The 18,008-nt window shown below is 64.3% G+C and carries 14 protein-coding genes, 1 tRNA gene and 3 pseudogenes; 7 read left to right on the forward strand and 11 right to left on the reverse strand.

Annotated features, from left to right (window positions below):
* Nucleotides 1-14: 14 nt before the first annotated feature.
* From OWR21_RS05780 to OWR21_RS12585, 4 genes and pseudogenes are all read right to left on the reverse strand, one after another.
* Entirely contained in the window at nucleotides 15-2,000 is a 1,986-nt protein-coding gene (locus tag OWR21_RS05780; protein ID WP_332394775.1) for a DNA topoisomerase IV subunit B, read from the reverse strand.
* A 169-nt stretch (nucleotides 2,001-2,169) separates the two neighbouring features.
* Nucleotides 2,170-2,475 (reverse strand): hypothetical protein, encoded by a 306-nt coding sequence (locus OWR21_RS12575; protein ID WP_410003868.1) that lies wholly within the window; start codon nucleotides 2,473-2,475, stop codon nucleotides 2,170-2,172.
* A 258-nt stretch (nucleotides 2,476-2,733) separates the two neighbouring features.
* Nucleotides 2,734-3,045, reverse strand: a pseudogene (locus tag OWR21_RS12580) (ATP-binding cassette domain-containing protein); the annotation flags it as partial.
* A 201-nt stretch (nucleotides 3,046-3,246) separates the two neighbouring features.
* Nucleotides 3,247-4,080 (reverse strand): annotated as a pseudogene (locus OWR21_RS12585) (ABC-F family ATP-binding cassette domain-containing protein); the annotation flags it as partial.
* Between the two features lie 173 nt (nucleotides 4,081-4,253).
* Between OWR21_RS12585 and OWR21_RS05790 the strand changes: the two are divergent.
* Nucleotides 4,254-4,460 (forward strand): hypothetical protein, encoded by a 207-nt coding sequence (locus tag OWR21_RS05790; RefSeq protein WP_206275766.1) that lies wholly within the window; start codon nucleotides 4,254-4,256, stop codon nucleotides 4,458-4,460.
* A gap of 472 nt (nucleotides 4,461-4,932) precedes the next feature.
* Nucleotides 4,933-5,844, forward strand: a complete 912-nt coding sequence (locus OWR21_RS05795; protein WP_332394777.1) for an amino acid ABC transporter substrate-binding protein — start codon at nucleotides 4,933-4,935, stop codon at nucleotides 5,842-5,844.
* 60 nt (nucleotides 5,845-5,904) lie between these two features.
* On the opposite strand, the gene OWR21_RS05800 is transcribed toward OWR21_RS05795, so the two are convergent.
* Nucleotides 5,905-6,879 (reverse strand): Kdo hydroxylase family protein, encoded by a 975-nt coding sequence (locus tag OWR21_RS05800; protein WP_316874203.1) that lies wholly within the window; start codon nucleotides 6,877-6,879, stop codon nucleotides 5,905-5,907.
* Between the two features lie 132 nt (nucleotides 6,880-7,011).
* On the reverse strand, nucleotides 7,012-7,227 hold the full coding sequence (locus OWR21_RS05805) for a hypothetical protein (RefSeq protein ID WP_316874202.1): 216 nt from the start codon (nucleotides 7,225-7,227) through the stop codon (nucleotides 7,012-7,014).
* Nucleotides 7,228-7,539: 312 nt separating this feature from the next.
* On the opposite strand from OWR21_RS05805, the gene OWR21_RS05810 reads away from it, so the two are divergent.
* A tRNA-Arg gene (locus OWR21_RS05810) sits at nucleotides 7,540-7,614 on the forward strand.
* Between the two features lie 113 nt (nucleotides 7,615-7,727).
* On the opposite strand, the gene OWR21_RS05815 is transcribed toward OWR21_RS05810, so the two are convergent.
* A complete protein-coding gene (locus tag OWR21_RS05815) occupies nucleotides 7,728-7,916 on the reverse strand; it encodes a hypothetical protein (protein WP_012435166.1) in 189 nt (62 codons plus the stop codon).
* 493 nt (nucleotides 7,917-8,409) lie between these two features.
* Here OWR21_RS05815 and OWR21_RS05820 point away from each other — a divergent pair, with 493 nt between their 5' ends.
* Nucleotides 8,410-10,275: a DEAD/DEAH box helicase gene (locus tag OWR21_RS05820; RefSeq protein WP_332394778.1), complete on the forward strand. Its 1,866-nt coding sequence runs from the start codon at nucleotides 8,410-8,412 to the stop codon at nucleotides 10,273-10,275.
* Between the two features lie 121 nt (nucleotides 10,276-10,396).
* On the opposite strand, the gene OWR21_RS05825 is transcribed toward OWR21_RS05820, so the two are convergent.
* Together OWR21_RS05825 and egtD are read right to left on the reverse strand one after the other, a co-directional pair.
* The gene (locus OWR21_RS05825) at nucleotides 10,397-11,695 is read right to left on the reverse strand and encodes an ergothioneine biosynthesis protein EgtB (protein ID WP_316888142.1); all 1,299 of its coding nucleotides are present in this window, start codon (nucleotides 11,693-11,695) and stop codon (nucleotides 10,397-10,399) included.
* Nucleotides 11,696-11,762: 67 nt separating this feature from the next.
* Nucleotides 11,763-12,809: an L-histidine N(alpha)-methyltransferase gene (gene egtD / locus OWR21_RS05830; RefSeq protein WP_316889195.1), complete on the reverse strand. Its 1,047-nt coding sequence runs from the start codon at nucleotides 12,807-12,809 to the stop codon at nucleotides 11,763-11,765.
* 514 nt (nucleotides 12,810-13,323) lie between these two features.
* Between egtD and OWR21_RS05835 the strand changes: the two genes are divergently transcribed.
* A complete protein-coding gene (locus OWR21_RS05835; protein WP_147214147.1) occupies nucleotides 13,324-14,016 on the forward strand; it encodes a TerC family protein in 693 nt (230 codons plus the stop codon).
* On the opposite strand, the pseudogene OWR21_RS05840 reads toward OWR21_RS05835, so the two are convergent.
* A pseudogene (locus OWR21_RS05840) lies at nucleotides 14,013-15,013 on the reverse strand (threonine dehydratase). The gene OWR21_RS05835 and the pseudogene OWR21_RS05840 overlap by 4 nt on opposite strands.
* Nucleotides 15,014-15,230: 217 nt before the next feature.
* Here OWR21_RS05840 and OWR21_RS05845 point away from each other — a divergent pair.
* Together OWR21_RS05845 and OWR21_RS05850 are read left to right on the forward strand one after the other, a co-directional pair.
* Nucleotides 15,231-16,025 carry a thymidylate synthase gene (locus OWR21_RS05845; RefSeq protein ID WP_332394779.1) on the forward strand — a complete coding sequence of 265 codons (795 nt, stop codon included), beginning with the start codon at nucleotides 15,231-15,233 and terminating at the stop codon, nucleotides 16,023-16,025.
* Nucleotides 16,026-16,029: 4 nt separating this feature from the next.
* Nucleotides 16,030-16,533, forward strand: a complete 504-nt coding sequence (locus OWR21_RS05850) for a dihydrofolate reductase (RefSeq protein ID WP_332394780.1) — start codon at nucleotides 16,030-16,032, stop codon at nucleotides 16,531-16,533.
* Between the two features lie 64 nt (nucleotides 16,534-16,597).
* On the opposite strand, the gene pmbA is transcribed toward OWR21_RS05850, so the two are convergent.
* Complete coding sequence (gene pmbA / locus OWR21_RS05855) at nucleotides 16,598-17,971, reverse strand: metalloprotease PmbA (RefSeq protein WP_316874197.1); 1,374 nt, start codon at nucleotides 17,969-17,971, stop codon at nucleotides 16,598-16,600.
* Nucleotides 17,972-18,008 lie beyond the last annotated feature (37 nt).

Raw genomic sequence — 18,008 nt, forward strand, 5'->3', positions numbered from 1 at the left:
TTGTCGGTTTGCGGTCAGATATCGGCTTCGACTTCGTTGCCGCGCGCTTCCAGCCACGTGCGGCGCGCACCGGCTTCGCCCTTGCCCATCAGCATGTTCATCATGTTGATGGTCTGGTCTTGGCCGAGTTCGCCCAGCGCCACGGGCAGCAGGCGGCGCGTGTCGGGGTTCATGGTGGTTTCCCAGAGCTGCTCGGCGCTCATTTCGCCCAGGCCCTTGAAGCGGGAGATCTGCCAAGCGCCTTCCTTCACGCCGTCCTTGCGCAGCTTGTCTTCAATGGCTTCCAGCTCGCCGTCGTCCAGCGCGTAGAGCTTCTGCGCGGGTTTCTTGCCGCGCGCCGGCGCATCGACACGATACAGCGGCGGACGGGCCACGCATACGTGCCCCCGATCGATCAATTGCGGGAAGTGCTTGAAGAACAACGTGAGCAGCAGCACCTGGATGTGCGCGCCGTCCACGTCGGCATCGGACAGGATGCAGATCTTGCCGTAGCGCAGGCCCGACAGGTCGATCGCATCGTTCGGACCGTGCGGGTCCACGCCGATGGCGACTGCAATGTCGTGCACTTCGTTGTTGGCGAACAAGCGGTCACGCTCGGTCTCCCAGGTGTTCAGCACCTTGCCGCGCAACGGCAGGATGGCCTGGAATTCCTTGTCGCGGCCCATCTTGGCCGAGCCGCCGGCCGAGTCGCCTTCCACCAGGAAGAGTTCGTTGCGGGTGACGTCGTCGGATTCGCAGTCGGTCAGCTTGCCGGGCAGCACGGCAACGCCGGAGCCCTTTTTCTTCTCGACCTTCTGCGCGGCACGTGTGCGCGCCTGCGCCTGCTTGATGACGAGTTCGGCCAGCTTCTTGCCGTGATCGACGTGCTGGTTCAGCCACAGCTCCAGCGCCGGGCGGCTGAAGGTGGATACCAGCCGCACCGCGTCACGGCTGTTCAGGCGTTCCTTGATCTGCCCCTGGAATTGCGGGTCGAGCACCTTGGCCGACAGCACGAACGAAGCGCGCGCAAACACATCTTCTGGCATCAGCTTGACGCCCTTGGGCAGCAGCGCGTGCATCTCGACAAAGCTCTTCACGGCCTGGAACAGGCCTTCGCGCAAGCCGGATTCGTGCGTGCCGCCAGCGGGCGTCGGGATCAGGTTGACGTACGACTCGCGCACCGGCGAGCCCTCTTCCGTCCAGGCCACCACCCACGACGCGCCTTCGCCATAGGCAAAGCCTTCTTCGCCAGGCTTGTCGGGGTCGGCAAAGTGCTCCCCTTCGAACAGTGGGATCACCGGCTCGGCGCCGCTGCCCTGCGCAAGCGATTCGACCAGATAGCCGCGCAGGCCCTGGTCGTATTGCCATTCGAGCGTCTCGCCGGTTTTTTCCAGCGTGAGGGTGACCTTCACGCCCGGCAGCAGCACGGCCTTGCTGCGCAGCAGGCGCTGCAGTTCGGCCTGCGGGATGTTGTCGGAATCGAAATACTTGGCGTCGGGCCATGCGCGCACGCGTGTGCCGCTCTTCTTTTCGCCGCGTTCGGCCTTGCGGGTGGCAAGAGGCTCGATCACGTCGCCGCCGGAGAACGCGAGCGTCGACACATTGCCGTCACGCCAGACCGTCACTTCCAGCCGCGTCGACAGCGCGTTCGTGACCGACACGCCCACGCCGTGCAGGCCGCCGGAGAACGCATATGCGCCGCCGCGGCCCTTGTCGAACTTGCCACCGGCATGCAGGCGCGTGTAGACGATCTCGACCACCGGCACGCCCTCTTCGGGGTGGATGCCGACAGGAATGCCGCGCGCATCGTCTTCGACACTTACGCTGCCGTCCTTGTGCAGCGTCACGGCGATGAGCTTGCCGTAGCCGCCCAACGCCTCGTCAGCGGAGTTGTCGATGACTTCCTGCACGATGTGCAGGGGATTGTCGGTGCGCGTGTACATGCCCGGCCGTTGCTTGACCGGTTCCAGGCCCTTGAGGACCTTGATCGACGATTCGCTGTATTGGGAGGTTTTGCTCATGGAAGGCGGAAAAACTGACCAGGCTTGGGTCTGTCGCCAAGCACCGGGAATGCAGCGCGCATTGTAAAGGCTGTCCTCAACAATGCGGAGGGATCGTCAGCGTCGGGATGCGCGCGAAAACTCACATTCGCCCGACATCCCGCCGACATATTGCGTCGTTACTGCAGCGTCACACCGTGCCGGCGCGCTTGGCTTCGAGGGCTTCCCAGCGCTCCAGCGCCTCCAGCAGCTCCAGTTCGATAGCTTCGTGGCGCTCGGCCAGCTTTTGCGCGCGCTCCGGGTCTCGGCCGTAGATCGTGCCGTCCTCCAGCTCGCCGCCGACCTGCTTCTGTTCCGCCTCCAGCGCCTCGATGGTGGCGGGCAGCGCGTCCAGTTCGCGCTGCTCCTTGTAGCTGAGCTTGACAGTGGCGCGCTCGCGCGGCTTGGCGGCTTCGGGCTTCTTCTCCTCGGCGACGGGCTTGGCGGCTTGCGCCATCTGCGCCGCGCGTGCCGATTGCGTCTGCCAGTCCGAGAACCCGCCCACGTATTCGCGCCAACGGCCCTCGCCCTCGGCCGCAATCACCGAAGTCACGACGTTGTCGACGAACGCGCGATCGTGCGAAACGAGGAAAACGGTACCGCTGTATTCCTGCAGCAGTTCTTCCAGCAGCTCCAGCGTGTCGATGTCCAGATCGTTGGTCGGCTCGTCGAGCACCAGCACGTTGGCCGGCCGGGCAAACAGCCGCGCCAGCAGCAGCCGGTTGCGCTCACCGCCCGAGAGCGACGCCACCGGCGAGCGCGCGCGCTCGGGCGGGAAGAGGAAATCGCCCAGATAGCTCATCACGTGCTTGCGCTGGCCGTTGACTTCAATCCAGTCGCTGCCCGGGCTGATGGTGTCGGCAAGCGAGCGGTTCAGGTCCAATTGCGCGCGCATCTGGTCGAAGTACGCGACCTGCAGGTTGGTGCCGTTGCGCACCGTGCCCGAATCCGGCGCCAGTTCGCCCAGGATCAACTTCAGCAACGTGGTCTTGCCGACGCCGTTGGCGCCGAGAATGCCGACCTTGTCGCCGCGCATGATGGTGGCGGTGAAGTTGTCGACGACGGTCTTGTCGCCATAGCGCTTGGTCACGTCGATCAGCTCGGCGACGATCTTGCCGGAGCGGTCGCCCTGCGAAACCTCCAGCTTCACGTTGCCCTGCACTTCGCGGCGCGCCTGGCGCTCCACACGCATCTGTTCCAGCCGCGCAACGCGGCCGACGCTGCGTGTGCGGCGCGCTTCCACACCCTTGCGGATCCACACTTCTTCCTGCGCGAGCAGTTTGTCGAAGCGGGCGTTTTCCAGCGCTTCGGCTTCCAGCTCCTGCGCCTTGCGCGTCTGATACGCCGTGAAGTTGCCGGGGTACGAGCGCAGCTTGCCGCGATCGAGCTCGATGATGCGCGTGGCCACACGGTCGAGAAACGCCCGGTCGTGCGTGATGAACAACACGCTGCCGCGGAAAGCCAGCAGCAAGTCTTCGAGCCAGCGGATGGAGTCGTAGTCGAGGTGGTTGGTCGGTTCGTCCAGCAGCAGGATGTCGGGCGCGCCCACCAGCGCCTGGGCGAGCGCCACACGCTTGGTCAGGCCGCCCGAAAGCGAACCGATGCGCGCGCCGGGCTGCAGGCCCAACTGGGCGATCGTCGTTTCGACGCGCGTGCGCAGTTGCCACGCGTCTGCCGCTTCCAACTGGGATTGCAGCGCCTGCAGCCTGTGCAGCGCATCCTCATCGTGGGAATCGCCCATCGACGTGATCAGCGCCTCGTATTCAGCCAGCAGGCCGGCGGCATGCGGCACGCCCATCGCCACGGCTTCGGCCACGGTCTGTCCCGGGTCGAATTCGGGCTCCTGCGGCACATAGGCTGAGGTCACGCCGCTCTGGCGGGCGATCAGGCCGTCATCCGGCGACGTCGTCCCCGCCACGATCTTGAGCAGCGACGACTTGCCGGTGCCGTTGCGGCCGATCAGGCCAACGCGCTCGCCGGCCTCCAGCGAGAAATCGGTGTGGTCGAGCAGCGCCACGTGGCCGAACGCCAGTTGCGCATCGGTAATGGAAAACAGGGCCATGCTGGAGTGAAAAAGGTGCAGGCCGCGTACGGGCCGGAAGGCGCGTATTGTAGTCGCCCCGGGCGTCTTCCATCGGCGGCATTGCGCTTGCAGATGCCGGTGCTATAACGCTTGTGCCGCCGGACTCGCTTTTTCCGGCCGCGCCATCCATACCGTTACGAAAGGGAACGACGATGCGCGGACTCTTCGGGGTGTTGATCATCTTGATCGTGGCAGGCATTCCGGTGCGGCAGATCTTGCTGCGGACCGGATTCTCACCGTGGTGGGCCCTGCTTGTGCTGGTGCCGGTGGTGAACTTGGTAGCGCTGTGGATTTTCGCGTTCTCGAACTGGCCACGGCAGGCGCCTCAGCCGGGCAATGTGCTGCCGAATCAGAACTGAGCGAGCTCGAACGCGAAAGCGGCAAAGAAAACGGCCCGCTTTCGGCGGGCCGGAAGAGTCTCTCCTCGATGCCTTGCGAACAAGACATGGCCGGAGCATAGCGCCCCTGGTCCGTCTCGGGCAGTCGGGACAAACCCGGTAGGGAAAAACGCCTAACGCTAGGCCCGGTGCGGCTTCGCACCGCAGCAACGCATGCCGCGTCAAGCGTGCACCTCAGGGGGTGTCCCTTGCACCGGCCGCACAGCTGGGACAGTGCGTGGCGCACACCGCGTGTGCGCCACGCACCACTGCAACGCACCCGCCACAGGCCGACTTTTAGAGGGCGAAATCCACTCTTGCAGCCTGCTTACAACACCCGAAAAGCGCAGGCCTGCAGGCTGCGACGCCGCGCCGTATCATGCGGCAGGCCCTCCGGTCACGAGCCGGGCATAACGATAACGTGGGCCGCCGATTCTTTCCGGGGGATACAACCATGCCGTTCTTCAAGCGCGCGCTGCCGGCTGCAGCGCTGCTCTTCGCTTCGCTGTCCAGTCTCGTACCAGGCACTGCCCTGGCATCCTCCACGCCGGTGCTCGACCGCATCCGCGATACCGGCACGGTCCGCGTCGCCTATCGCGAAAGCTCCGTGCCCTTCTCGTTCTACGACGCCGATAAAAAGCCCGTCGGCTACGCCGTCGACCTGTGCCTGCGCGTGGTCGACAAGCTGCGCACCGACCTCAAGCGGCCCGACCTGAAAGTGCAATACGTGATGGTCACGCCCTCCACGCGGATGCCGGCCATCATGGAAGGCAAAGCCGACCTCGAATGCGGCTCGACCACAAACAACCGCGAACGCCGCGAGAAGGTGGCGTTCACGATCCCGCACTACATCGCGGGCATCCGCATGATCGTCAAGAGTTCGTCGGGCATTCGCCGGTGGGATGATCTGCGCGACAAGACCGTCGTCACCACCAAGGGCACCACGAGCGTGGCGGAACTGCGCAAGATGAACGACGTGCGCGTGCTCAACATGAAGTTTCTCGAAGCCAAGGACCACGCTGAATCCTTCGCGATGGTCGAAGCGGGCAAGGCCGACGCCTTTGCAATGGACGACGTGCTGCTCTATGGCTTCCGCGCCAACACCAAGACCCCGAGCGATTACGCCGTCGTCGGCGACATGCTGACGGTCGAGCCTTACGCGATCATGCTGAGCAAGGACGACGCCGAGTTCAAGCGGCTGGTCGATCGCGCGATGACGAACATCATCCTCGACTACGACGCCGAGAAGCTCTACAAGAAGTGGTTCCAGCAACCGATTCCGCCGCACAGTGCCAAGCTGGATATCCCGATGAGCTTTTTGCTGCGCGACTCGTTCAAGTATCCGAGCGACAAAGTCGCTGATTAAAGAGAACTGCGCGGAGCATCAGCGCCGCCGTCATGCATGGCGGCGTTTTTGTTTGTGCGGTCAGCGCTGGGCCGGCAGCATCGGCCTATTCAGGATGCGCGACAGGACAGCTTCGGGCGAATGGGTCCGATCGGCAACGGCCGCTGGGTCGAGATAAAACGTCTGCTCCATCATCGCGCGACCGCGCATCGCCGCATGCAGCGCCTGATCGCTGAAGACTACCCACGTCGCACCCGGCGCGAATTCGAACGTCTGCTGCGGCGCCGTGCGTTGATAGACCAGATCCGCTTTCGCGAGGTCATGCAGCTGCAGCATGCGGTGATCGTATTCGGAGCGCAGGCGCTTGGTGATATGCAGCTTGTGCATCAGCCACGATTGTCCCGGCAGCAGCCCTCGCGTTTTCGGCACAAACCGCTCGGCGAAGTCGGCAAACGGTTCGCCGATGCGCCAGACGCGCGGGGCATCCGGATCGACGTTGTGGAACACACGCAAGAGCCGCTGGCCATGCAGCGGGTTCGACGGAAATGCATCGACGTGCAGGCGCGTATCGTCCTTACGCCAGCTGACCGGGCGCCCCGCAATCTCGGCCGGCCGCAACGATGTCCCGGCTCGCTTCAAGTGCGGGCCATAGTCGGGAAACAACGCCAGCACCAGGCGCTCCGCTGCACCGGCGTAACGCTCGATCAGGGTAGCGAGATCGCGTAGGTCTGCAGGCTGCCCGACGGCGCCACGCACGCGCGTCTCGGTGGCCCGCAGGTTGATGTTCTTCGTCTTGCCGTCGGACCACCGTGCGTCGAGAAAACGCTGCTCTCGGACATCAAGTGGAAAGTCGAGCCCGGGAAAATGCAGCACATTGCCGCGTTCCAGCGCGGAACGCATGGCAGCGGCTTCATCAGACGTGACGGCAGGCGTCCAGTCGCGTACCGGACACGGCACAACCATGTCGATGGCGCGCGGCTCACCCAGGGATCGCTTTCCGGAGTAATGGTCGTGCGCCGACGGCGTGGCAGGCGCAAACCCTTGCATACTTCCCATGAACTTATCAATCGCTTACGTAAATATTTGCGAATGATAGTGCGCTGATCACGTCAGTGCATCGTCAGGAAACACAACACATCATGTCTTACGAGATGTGCACGAAGCCGCTCGCCAGCGCAGGAAGCGGAGTCAGAGAAAGTGTTTGACGACCTGCTCTTCCAGGCCGACAAAGCGCACGAGCTGGCGCGAGCCGTCAGGAAACTGCTTGATGACGTGGCCGTCGGGCGTATCGGTGTGACGGAAATAGATCGGTCGATCGATCGTGCCAGACCGATGCTTGGGAAGCAGGCTTTCCAGCGACGGCTCCACCGTCCACGGATCGTCCCGTTCTTCGGATGTCAGCATGTTGGTCGCCTAGGGGTTCTGAAAAGGGGTGATGAAGCATAACTTCCGTGAACAATCGTGCAAAGTTCGTAATACTTAAATCTGATTCTTTGACCGATCGTTCGTTCGCTTTAGCGTTTGCTTCGTCACAACTGCGTCTGAACTGTAGGCGGCTCCCCACAGAACCGGCGCCGTCATCACCGTTTCATGTGAGGCCTGTAACTGCTGGCCGAGGAGCGCCTTCCAGCCCCGTGCTTCACTGGTCTTGGCTCTGCAAATTGCGTAGAATCGCGGCTCGCTCGGGCGGCCGTTCACGTCACCCGGGGTCGGTCTCTCGCCGTAGCACAATGGATAGTGCACGCGCCTCCTAAGCGTGAGATACAGGTTCGATTCCTGTCGGCGGGACCAGCAGACGCGACAAAGCCAGGCAAGCAGCCTGGCTTTTCTTTTTCTTGCTCGCACAAAACGATGAGGCCCGCCACACGCGGGCGGGCCTATGGCTGCGGATGGCCCCGGGCCATCTAGGTCAGCACCGGCAGCGCTTCGAGCACGAGCAGGCCGATCAACACCCCGATGATCGTCAGCAGCACGCGAATCCCTACTCGCGCGCCTCGAATCACCAGTGGCGCAGACGCCAGTCCAATCACGCCCGCAACGCAAACGGCGAGCAACAGATATAGGTTGGAGAAGGCCATCGGGAATTCCATCATCCGCCCCTTTCCGGCCGAGCGTGGCCGGTCTCTGGAGTATAGGCTGCACGTTCGATCCGGCAAGCGGCGGCGCCGACACACGCGGCGCCAGCGGAATTTTGCGCACTGCAAAAATTCGTGCTATAGTCCGTGGCTTGGCTGCTTACTGCCGTATTTTTCGGTCCGCGGTTGGCCGATGTGCTGGTTCCCACCGGCGCGCATCGTCCGAATCCCCGCCCGTTGCATGCATGCGCAGCCGATTGCCATTGTGCTTGGCATCGTCTCCGATCTCCCGCGTGGATTCACATCACGCCGAAGGGACCGCCGCCCCACCTCGCTGACCTGTTCAGCTTGAGGCCGGCCCACTCCCCCGCCTTGTCCGTTCTGCAGCCCGTCTGTCGAACCGGCCTTATCCGATTGGCGCCGACGCCCGTGATTAACCGGTCGCCGTATCCCATTTCCGTCGTCTGCATCCGTTGATGTAGCGGCGCGGCAGCCTTACTACCTATTCGACATGACGCAGCCTCAAGACGGCAGCGGCGCCATTGCGCACGCTGAAACCATCAACACCAATACCGAAAACCTCATCGCCGAAGCCGCGACCCGTGCCAGCGCCTTTGCTGCGCTGGGCCTGGACGACCGCATCGTCCGCGCGCTGGGCGAAGTGAACTACACCACACCGACGCCGGTGCAGGCGCAAGCCATTCCGGCGTGCCTGTCGGGCCGCGACCTGCTGGTCACGAGCCAGACCGGTTCGGGCAAGACCGCCGCGTTCATCCTGCCGGCCATCCAGCGCATCAGCGAGCAGCCTGAGCCGCAGCGTCCGCGCATGGACGGCCCGCCGCAACGCATGAAGGGTCGCCGCCCTCGCCCGGCGCCGGCCAAGCCGTCGCTGCTGGTGCTCACGCCCACGCGTGAACTGGCCCTGCAAGTGACCACCGCCACCGCACAATACGGCCGCCATCTGCGCCGCATCGTCTGCGCGAGCATCCTGGGCGGCATGCCGTACCCGAAGCAGCTCGATATGCTGGCACGCATGCCGGACATCATCATCGCTACGCCGGGCCGCCTGCTCGACCACATCGACTCGGGCCGCATCGACCTGTCGGCTCTGGACATGCTCGTCTTTGACGAAGCCGACCGCATGCTGGACATGGGCTTCTCGGATGACATCGAAGCCATCGTCGGCGCCACGCCGACCACGCGTCAGATGCTGATGTTCTCGGCAACGATGGACCGCCGCATCGAGCAACTGGCCGAGCGCATGATGCGCGAGCCGCAGCGTATCGAAATCGCCGCCGCGAAGATCGACCAAAGCAACATCGAAGAGCGCCTGCACTTCACCGACGACATGTCGCACAAGCAGCAATTGCTGGATCACCTGCTGCGCGATGCGTCGCTCAAGCAAGCCATCGTCTTCACGGCGACGAAGCGTGATGCCGATTCGCTGGCCGAACGCCTGACCGAGCACGGCTTCTCCGCCGGCGCCTTGCACGGTGACATGCACCAGGGCGCGCGTAACCGCACGCTGACGGCACTGCGCCGCGGCCAGTTGCGCGTGCTGGTGGCCACCGACGTGGCCGCCCGCGGCATCGACGTGCCGGACATCACGCACGTGGTCAACTTCGACCTGCCCAAGCAAGCCGAAGACTACGTGCACCGCATCGGCCGTACGGGCCGTGCCGGCCGCAGCGGTATCGCCATCAACCTGGTGAACCACAACGACACGTTCCAATGGCGCCGCATCGAGCGCTTCGTTGATCGCCGCATCGACGCCTCCGTGGTGGAAGGCCTGGAGCCGAAGCGCTCGCCCAAGCCGCGTACCGGCGGCCCGCGTGCCGGTGGCGACCGTGGCGGCTACCGTGGAAACGGTGGCAATGGCGGCGGTTATCGCGGCCAGCGCGAAGGCTACGGCGCACGCCAGGGTGGCAATGGCGGCAACAGCGAAGGCCGCTTCCAGCGCAGCTTCGGCGGCGACCGCGACGGCTTTGCTCCGCGCCGCGACGATCGCAACGGTAACGGCGGCGGCTACCAAGGTGGCCAACGTGAATGGAACCGCGACGACCGCGCTCCGCGTCAGTCGTACGGCCAAGGCCAGCAAAACCGTGGCGATTGGCAACAGCGCCCCGCCCGTACGCAAGACGGCAGCCGTGGCTACGGCAACACCACCGGCGGCAACGCTGGCGGTTATGGCAGTCGTGACGGCAACCGCGAAAGCTACGGCAACCGCGAAGGCGCCCCGCGTCGCTTCGGCGACAACAACGGCGGCAGCCGCTTCGGTGACGGTGGCAACGGCGCGCAGCGTCGCAGCTACGGCAACCGCGACGGCAACCGTGACAGCTACGGCAGCAAGGGCCGTTCGCGCGACTTCGATCGTTGATCGATGACGGGCTATCCCCTCCGGATGGCCTCAGCAGATAGCCAACAAAAAACCCCACGTCTAACAGCGTGGGGTTTTTGTTTGGGCATTCGACTTGCCTATCCTGTCCAACAAGCTTCCGTCAAAGCGCACAGCTTCGGAAGCCAACAAAGACGTCATCGCGCTCCGGCAGCAAGAAGCCCCGGAAACGCGGATGACGGGCGCGCTGCGGCGTATGAGCGGCAGCACCGCGCACCGTCTGCATCGTTTGGAAGTGCGGCGCCGACAGGCTCGCCACACGGCCGCGCGGCATGCCCGGCACGAAATCCGGATACGGCTCGAACGGCGATGACGTCCACTCCCACACCTGCCCCCAATGGAAACCGGCGCGCCCTTGCACCGCCGCCATCTCCCATTCGTCTTCCGTCGGTAAGCGACGGCCCGCCCAGCGGCACCACGCCTGCGCTTCGTACAGGCTCACATGGCGCACGGCTTCATCCCGGTTGATCGTGCGCGCCTGACCGTAGCGCAGTGCCTGCCAGGTGCGCGTGGCGGGATCCCGCTGCCAGCCTTGGGGCGCCGAACGCTCTTGCATCATCAGCCACTCCATGCCGGCGGGCGACCACCATTGCGGATGGTCGTAACCACGGTCTTCGATGAACTCCAGGTATTGGCCATTCGTGACGGGCTGCGCATCGATTTCGAACGCGGGCACATAAGTGCGATACGGCGGACATTCGTTGTCGAAGAAGAATCCGTCGGCGTCGGGCCAGCCCATCTGGAAGCGGCCACCGGGCAACGACAATGTCTGCGCAGCCGGCACGGCCACGGCGGCCAGCGGCGGTTGCCCGGCGGGTTGCAGGCCCAGCACCTGCAGCAGGCCGTGCAGATGCTCGGCGCGCAGGTCTTCGTGAAAAACCGCCCAGCGAAACGGCTCCAGCGCTGCATCGTCATCGGTGCCGAGCGTGGCGAGCTTACGTAGCACGCGGTCGAGCACGTCATGCGCGTACTGCTTGATCGCCGAGATGCCGGGCAGCGTCAGTTCCCAGCAGGCCTCCGGCGGCATGCGGTCCATGTCGAAGAACGTATCGGCACCATCGAGCGCGGCCGGCAGCGTGGCTTGCCAACGCGCCAGATCCCACTCGGTTCCGGCGCCGTCTTCAATGGTGTCGCTGCCGTTGCGACGCGGCTCGCGCAGGCACCAGAATTCAGCAAACCAGGCGAGCTGGCCCAGCGTCCACAGCGGCGGGGCGTGATGCTCCACGCGTTCAATCTGCCAGCCGCGCTGCGTGTCGCCAAACGCGGACAACAAGGCCAGCGTGCGATTGCGCGCATCGACCAGGCTGTGCGCGATGCCCTGGCGCGGCAGGCGCCGGCCGTCGGTCCAGTCGGGAAGCGATCCGATGAAGGTCGGATCAGGAAGCATGAAGAATTCAGCCATCGCGGCACACCTCGGGCGGGAATCGATCCATTATCGCACCGGCCCGCATGGTGTTCTGCCGCCGGGCCTAGCGGCCTACGCTCGCGTGGCAGACGGCAAAGTCGCCGCTGACATCGGTCCAGGCATGCAGGTCTTCGAAGCCGGCGTCGGCAAACATCGCTTGCAGGCTCGGCAGGTCGTATTTGACCGAGTTCTCGGTGTGCATGCGTTCACCCGCCGCGAAGGCGCGCGCGTGCTTGCCCCACCGCACCGTGACGTCGCGACGCGCTTCCAGATGCATCTCAACGCGGTGCGCCTCTGCGCGGTACAGCGCGACATGGCGCCAATCCCGCACGTCGAAATTCGCACCCAGGAGGCGATTCAGGTTGCGCAGCACGTTCAGGTTGAAGGCTGCCGTCACGCCGAGCGGATCGTCGTAAGCGGCTTCGAGCCGTTGCGCGTCTTTGATGAGGTCAATGCCGATCAGCACGCTGTCGCCGGGTGCCGAAGCTTCGTGCAGGCGCGACAGAAATGCCCCCGCCTCTTCCGGCGTGAAGTTGCCCAGGCTCGAACCGGGGTAAAACCACACGCGGCGCCCGTCGCCGACGGCATCGGGCAGCACCAGCGGCGCACACAGATCGGCGCCAATGCCGACCATCGGCAATTGCGGATGCTGACGCGCAAGCCCACGCAGCGTATCGCGGAGGAAATCTGCCGAGATATCGATCGCCACATACCGCGACGGTGCCAGCGTGCGGAACAGGCGCGCGGCCTTTTCGCAGTTGCCGGCGCCCAGGTCGATCAATGTGGCACCGCGGCCCACACGCAGCGCGATCTCGGCCGCATGCAAGCTGAAAATGGCCGCTTCGGTGCGCGTCGGGTAGTACTCGGGCAGATCGGTAATCGCTTCGAACAGACGCGAACCAAGGGCGTCGTAGAAGAACTTCGGGCTGATGCTGGCTGCCGGTGCGAGTAAGCCGGCTTCGGCCTCGGCACGCAGTGCGGCGTCGTCTTCCGTAAAGAGCTGGTAGAAGGTCAAGCCTGCGCCGACGGCGTCGACCGTGGGCTGCGGCTGGATCAGTCGAGCCAGCGCGCGGCGGGCATAGGCATCGGCGGACGGCTTGGTGGCCTGCATGGTGTCTCCCGTTGTGGGTGGAACGGCGCGGTGCTGCATGGTCATGAGGGCTGTCGACAGCGAGAAATGTGCCATGGCGCCTATGCCATCACCGCAGGCCCGTGGCGCGCGGATGAAATTGCAGCGTAGACGCCGCTTTGTGTCAGCGCCACCGTTCTTTCGCCGGAGGCGGCCACAACGCACCATCTCGCCGTTCGTAAAAATCACCCACGCCGCTGAAAAAACCGCGCATAGCGCGCCCGCATGCCATGTTGCGTTTTTGCAGCGCACAATCGGCCTGCTGCGATATAATGCGGACTTCCTCAAAGGGGAGTAGCTCGGGGTTCTTCAGCCCCAGGCACGATCGTCATGACGAAGCGCACGCTTCCGGTCGTGCCGGCACCGGCAGGTTCCCAACCTGTTCGTGTCGAGCAAGACCTTTGCAACCGGATTTCATGGTCTGCAAAGCGTCTCGCCCCAGCACTCCATGCAGTTCGGTCAACCGGTTTTCATTGTTGTTTGACCTGGAGCCACCATGGAATGGTTGTCTGACATTTTCACCATGCAGTTTGCTGCCGCGCTGGCATCGATCATCGTGATCGACCTCGTGCTTGCGGGCGATAACGCCATCCTCATCGCGCTGGCGGCGCGCAACCTGCCGCCCGAGCTGCAGAAGAAAGCCATCTTGTGGGGCGCTGCGGGCGCCATCGTTGTGCGTGCACTGATGACGCTGGCGGTGGTGTGGCTGCTGAAGATTCCTGGCCTGATGCTCGTCGGCGGTCTGGCGCTGGTGTGGATTGCATGGAAGCTTCTGGCTGACGACGGCCAGGGCGGCGACGAACACGGCGCGGGCAGCACCACGCTGATGGGCGCCATGAAGACCATCATCATCGCCGATGCGGTGATGGGCATCGACAACGTGCTTGCCATTGCCGGCGCATCGCACGGCAGTTTCCTTCTGGTGGTGCTGGGTCTGCTGATCAGCGTGCCCGTCGTGGTATGGGGTAGCGGCGTGGTACTGCGTCTGATCGAACGCTTCCCGATCATCATCTATGGCGGCGCGGCAGTGCTGGCTTATACGGCCGCGCACATGATCGTTGCCGAACCGGTCCTCAAGGCGTTCTTTGCTGCGCAGCCGCCGCTGAAGTGGGCCGTGTATGTGGTGGTGTTCCTGGTCGTGCTGGGCGGCGGTTGGCTGGTGCAACGTCGCCGCCAGCAACCCGCCTAAGCCAGGATCGGCTGACCGGCGAGGACTCGCGCCAGCTTGGCGCGATCGATGTTGCCGCCCGTCAGCGGGAGGCCGACGCGCTGGCCGGCAATCTGCCCGCGCTGCTGCCATGCCCCAGCCAGGGCCGCGGCGGCAGCGCCCTCGGCCACGTTGTGCGTGGTGGAGAAATACAGGCGAATGGCCTCCGCCACTTCATCGTCCGTCACCGCAATGACTTCTTCGACACCGGCGCGGACCACCTCAAGCGCGTTCGCATCGGGGTACGGCACGCCAGCCCGTCGGCCAGCAGCGTCGACACTGGCGCCGACACCGCCGTACCGCTTTTGAACGACTGCTCGTAGCATCGCGCATGTGCCGACACCACACCGACAATGCGTGTCGACAGCCCCAACGCATCGCGCGCCCGCACCGCGGCACAGATCCCGGAGCCCATGCCGATGGGCACATAGACCACATCCAGCGGCGTGGCCTCGAAGAACTCCAGCCAGTAGCTTGCTACGCCGACGACCAAGTCCGGGTGATACGAAGGGACAAAGTGCAAACCGCGTTCAGCGGCGAGTTGATCGGCCGCCTCGCGGCTGGCCTGGAAATCATCGCCCGCTTCGATCAGCTCTGCGCCGAGTGCGCGCATGGCGGCGTTCTTCTCCACGCTATTGCCATGCGGCACAACGATGGTGACAGCGACACTGTTGCGACGGGCCGCCCATGCAATCGACTGACCATGATTGCCACGCGTGGCGGCAATCACACCGCGCACCTGTGGCTCGCGTTGGCGCAGAGCATGCAGATAGGTCAGGCCGCCCCGAAGCTTGAACGCACCCACTTCGGTGTGGTTCTCATGCTTCACCCACACCGCTGCGCCCATGGCTTGGGAGAGCAACGGCCAGCAGTATCGCGCGGTCGGCGGAATCACCGCATGGACGATGCTGGCCGCTGCGCGCAGATGGCGCAGCTCATTGGCACAGTCCAGCGACGCGGAGGTAGCAATGGTCGACATGATCTTTCTCCGTCAGACAGTTGAAACGATGGCGCCATCCTGCCAGCCCCGCCGCCCCTTGCACCATCGACAATCCTGCACTTTCCCGGCCCAGCCGTTCTGGTCATCTGAACGGGCCAGTTTGCGAACACTACCGGTACAGTCGACGCCGGGCCGCTCACGTTACAATGCGGCTCACCCCGATTTCCGACGCCCCGCCTCTTCGCCCCGCGCTCGCATGAAGCCTTATCTCGACCTGATGCGCCATGTCTACGAACATGGCACCGACAAAGCCGACCGCACCGGCACCGGCACGCGCTCCGTGTTCGGCCACCAGATGCGCTTCAACCTGCAGGACGGCTTTCCGCTGGTGACCACCAAGAAGGTGCACATCAAGTCCATCGTCTATGAACTGCTGTGGTTCCTCCAGGGCTCGACCAACGTGCGCTGGCTGCAAGACAACGGCGTGACCATCTGGGACGAATGGGCTGACGCCGATGGCGAACTGGGCCCCGTCTACGGCTCCCAATGGCGCTCGTGGCCGACGCCCAACGGTGAACACATTGACCAGATCGCCGAGCTGATTGCGCAGATCAAGCGCAACCCCGATTCCCGCCGGCTGATCGTCTCTGCCTGGAACGTGGCCGACATCCCGCGCATGAAGCTGCCGCCCTGCCACGCGTTCTTCCAGTTCTACGTGGCCGACGGCAAGCTGTCATGCCAGCTCTACCAGCGCAGCGCCGATATCTTCCTCGGCGTGCCGTTCAACATTGCGAGCTACGCGCTGCTGGTGCACATGATTGCGCAGCAGACCGGCCTCGATGTGGGCGATTTCGTCTGGACCGGCGGCGACTGCCACCTCTACAACAACCACTTTGAACAGGTGGAGACGCAACTCGCGCGCGAACCGCTGCCCCTGCCGAAACTGATCATCAAGCGCAAGCCCGAGAGCATCTTCGATTATCAGTACGAAGACTTTGAGATCGTCGGCTACCAGAGCCATCCCGCGATCAAAGCGCCGGTGGCCGTGTAACCGTATGACCATCCTGACGCTCATCGTCGCGCGCGCCCGCAATGGCGTGATTGGCCGCAACAACACCCTGCCCTGGCGCCTGCCCGAAGATCTCGCGCACTTCAAGCGCACGACCATGGGCGCGCCCATCGTGATGGGCCGCAAGACGTACGACTCGATCGGCAGGCCGCTGCCGGGCCGTCGCAACATTGTCGTTACGCGCAATGCCAAGCTCGAACTGCCCGGCTGCGAAATCGCGTATTCGATGGAAGACGCGCAGCGCCTGTGTGTGGGCGCCGAGCAGATTTTCCTGATCGGCGGCGCGCAACTGTATGCGGATGCCCTGCCGAGCGCGGATCGCCTGATCGTGACCGAAATCGACGCCGATTTCGAAGGCGATGCGCACTTTCCCGCGCCGGACCCCAAGGTCTGGCGCGAAGTCTCCCGCGAGACGCACCACGCGGCAGCGCCCAACGATTTCGACTACGCATTCGTTACGTACGAACGCCCGCCATCGAACGAGCAGTAACCGGCGGCAGGCAATAAAAAACGCGCTCAATTTCGAGCGCGTTTTTCATGTCCGCTAGGGCGATTTATTCGCCGGCAATCGTCATCTGTTCGATGAGGATCGAGCCCGTTTCCTTCGTACCGCGCACCAGCGCATCCGCGCCGATGGCGACGATCTGGCGGAACATCTCGCCCAGATTGCCGGCAATCGTGATCTCCTCCACCGGATACTGGATCACGCCGTTCTCGACCCAATAGCCCGACGCACCGCGCGAGTAGTCGCCCGTCACGTAGTTCACGCCCTGGCCCATCAGTTCGGTCACCAGCAGGCCCGTACCCATGCGGCGCAGCATGCCGGCAAAGTCATCCTGGGGCGTGGTCTTGTCGGAGAACAGCGTCAGGTTGTGCGAGCCGCCCGCGTTACCGGTGGTCTGCATGCCGAGCTTGCGCGCGGAATACGTCGACAGGAAATAGCCTTCCACCACGCCGTTCTTCACCACATCGCGGCGCTGCGTGCGGACGCCTTCCTCGTCGAAGGGCGCGCTGCCCATCCCGTTGAGGACATGCGGGTCTTCCTTGATCTGCACATGCGGTGCGAAGACTTCCTTGCCCAGCGTATCGAGCAGGAACGTCGACTTGCGGTACAACGCGCCACCCGACACTGCCTGCACGAACGCGCCCAGCAAGCCCGCCGCAAGCGGCGCCTCGAACAACACCGGGCACTTGCGCGTGGTCAGCCTGCGGGCGCCCAGACGTGCCAGCGCGCGTTCCGCAGCGTACTTGCCGATCGCTTCGGGCGCGGCCAGATCATCGGGCGAGCGCTTCGATGAGTACCAGTCGTCGCGCTGCATATGCGCGCCCGAACCGGCGATCGGCGCGGCCGAAATGAAGTGACGCGAATATGGGTAGCCGCCCATGAAACCACGCGACGTGGCCAGCACGAAGTGCGAATGCTGCGCCGAGATGCTCGAGCCATCGCTGTTGCGGATTTTCGGGCTCACGGCAAAGGCAGCGGCTTCCGCGGCGCGTGCGATTTCCACAGCGGCCTCGGCATCGATCATCCACGGGTGATACAGCTGCAGGTCTTGCGGGTGCTTCTCCAGCAGTTCTTCTTCTGCCAGGCCGGCGCAGTCATCGTCGGCGGTGAAGCGCGCGATGTTGTAGGCGGCCTCGACGGTGGATCGCAATGCCGCCGGCGAAAAGTCCGACGTGCTGGCGTTGCCGCGCTTCTTGCCGAGCATGACCGTCACGCCGACGATCTTGTCGCGGTTCTGCTCGATGGTCTCGATCTCGCCCTTGCGCACCGTGACCGACAGGCCCTGGCCTTCGGAGATTTCCGTCGCGGCATCGGTGGCGCCGAGTTCGCGTGCAATGCGCAGCACATCGGTGGCCATCTCTTCGAGCTGTTCGCGGCGGTAGGCAAACACTGGGGCGGTCTTGGAATCGAGCGTTTGAGACATAGGCAATGGAGGGGAGAAACGGGCGCCGCGATTTTGC

The organism is Ralstonia sp. 1B3, from assembly GCF_036631435.1.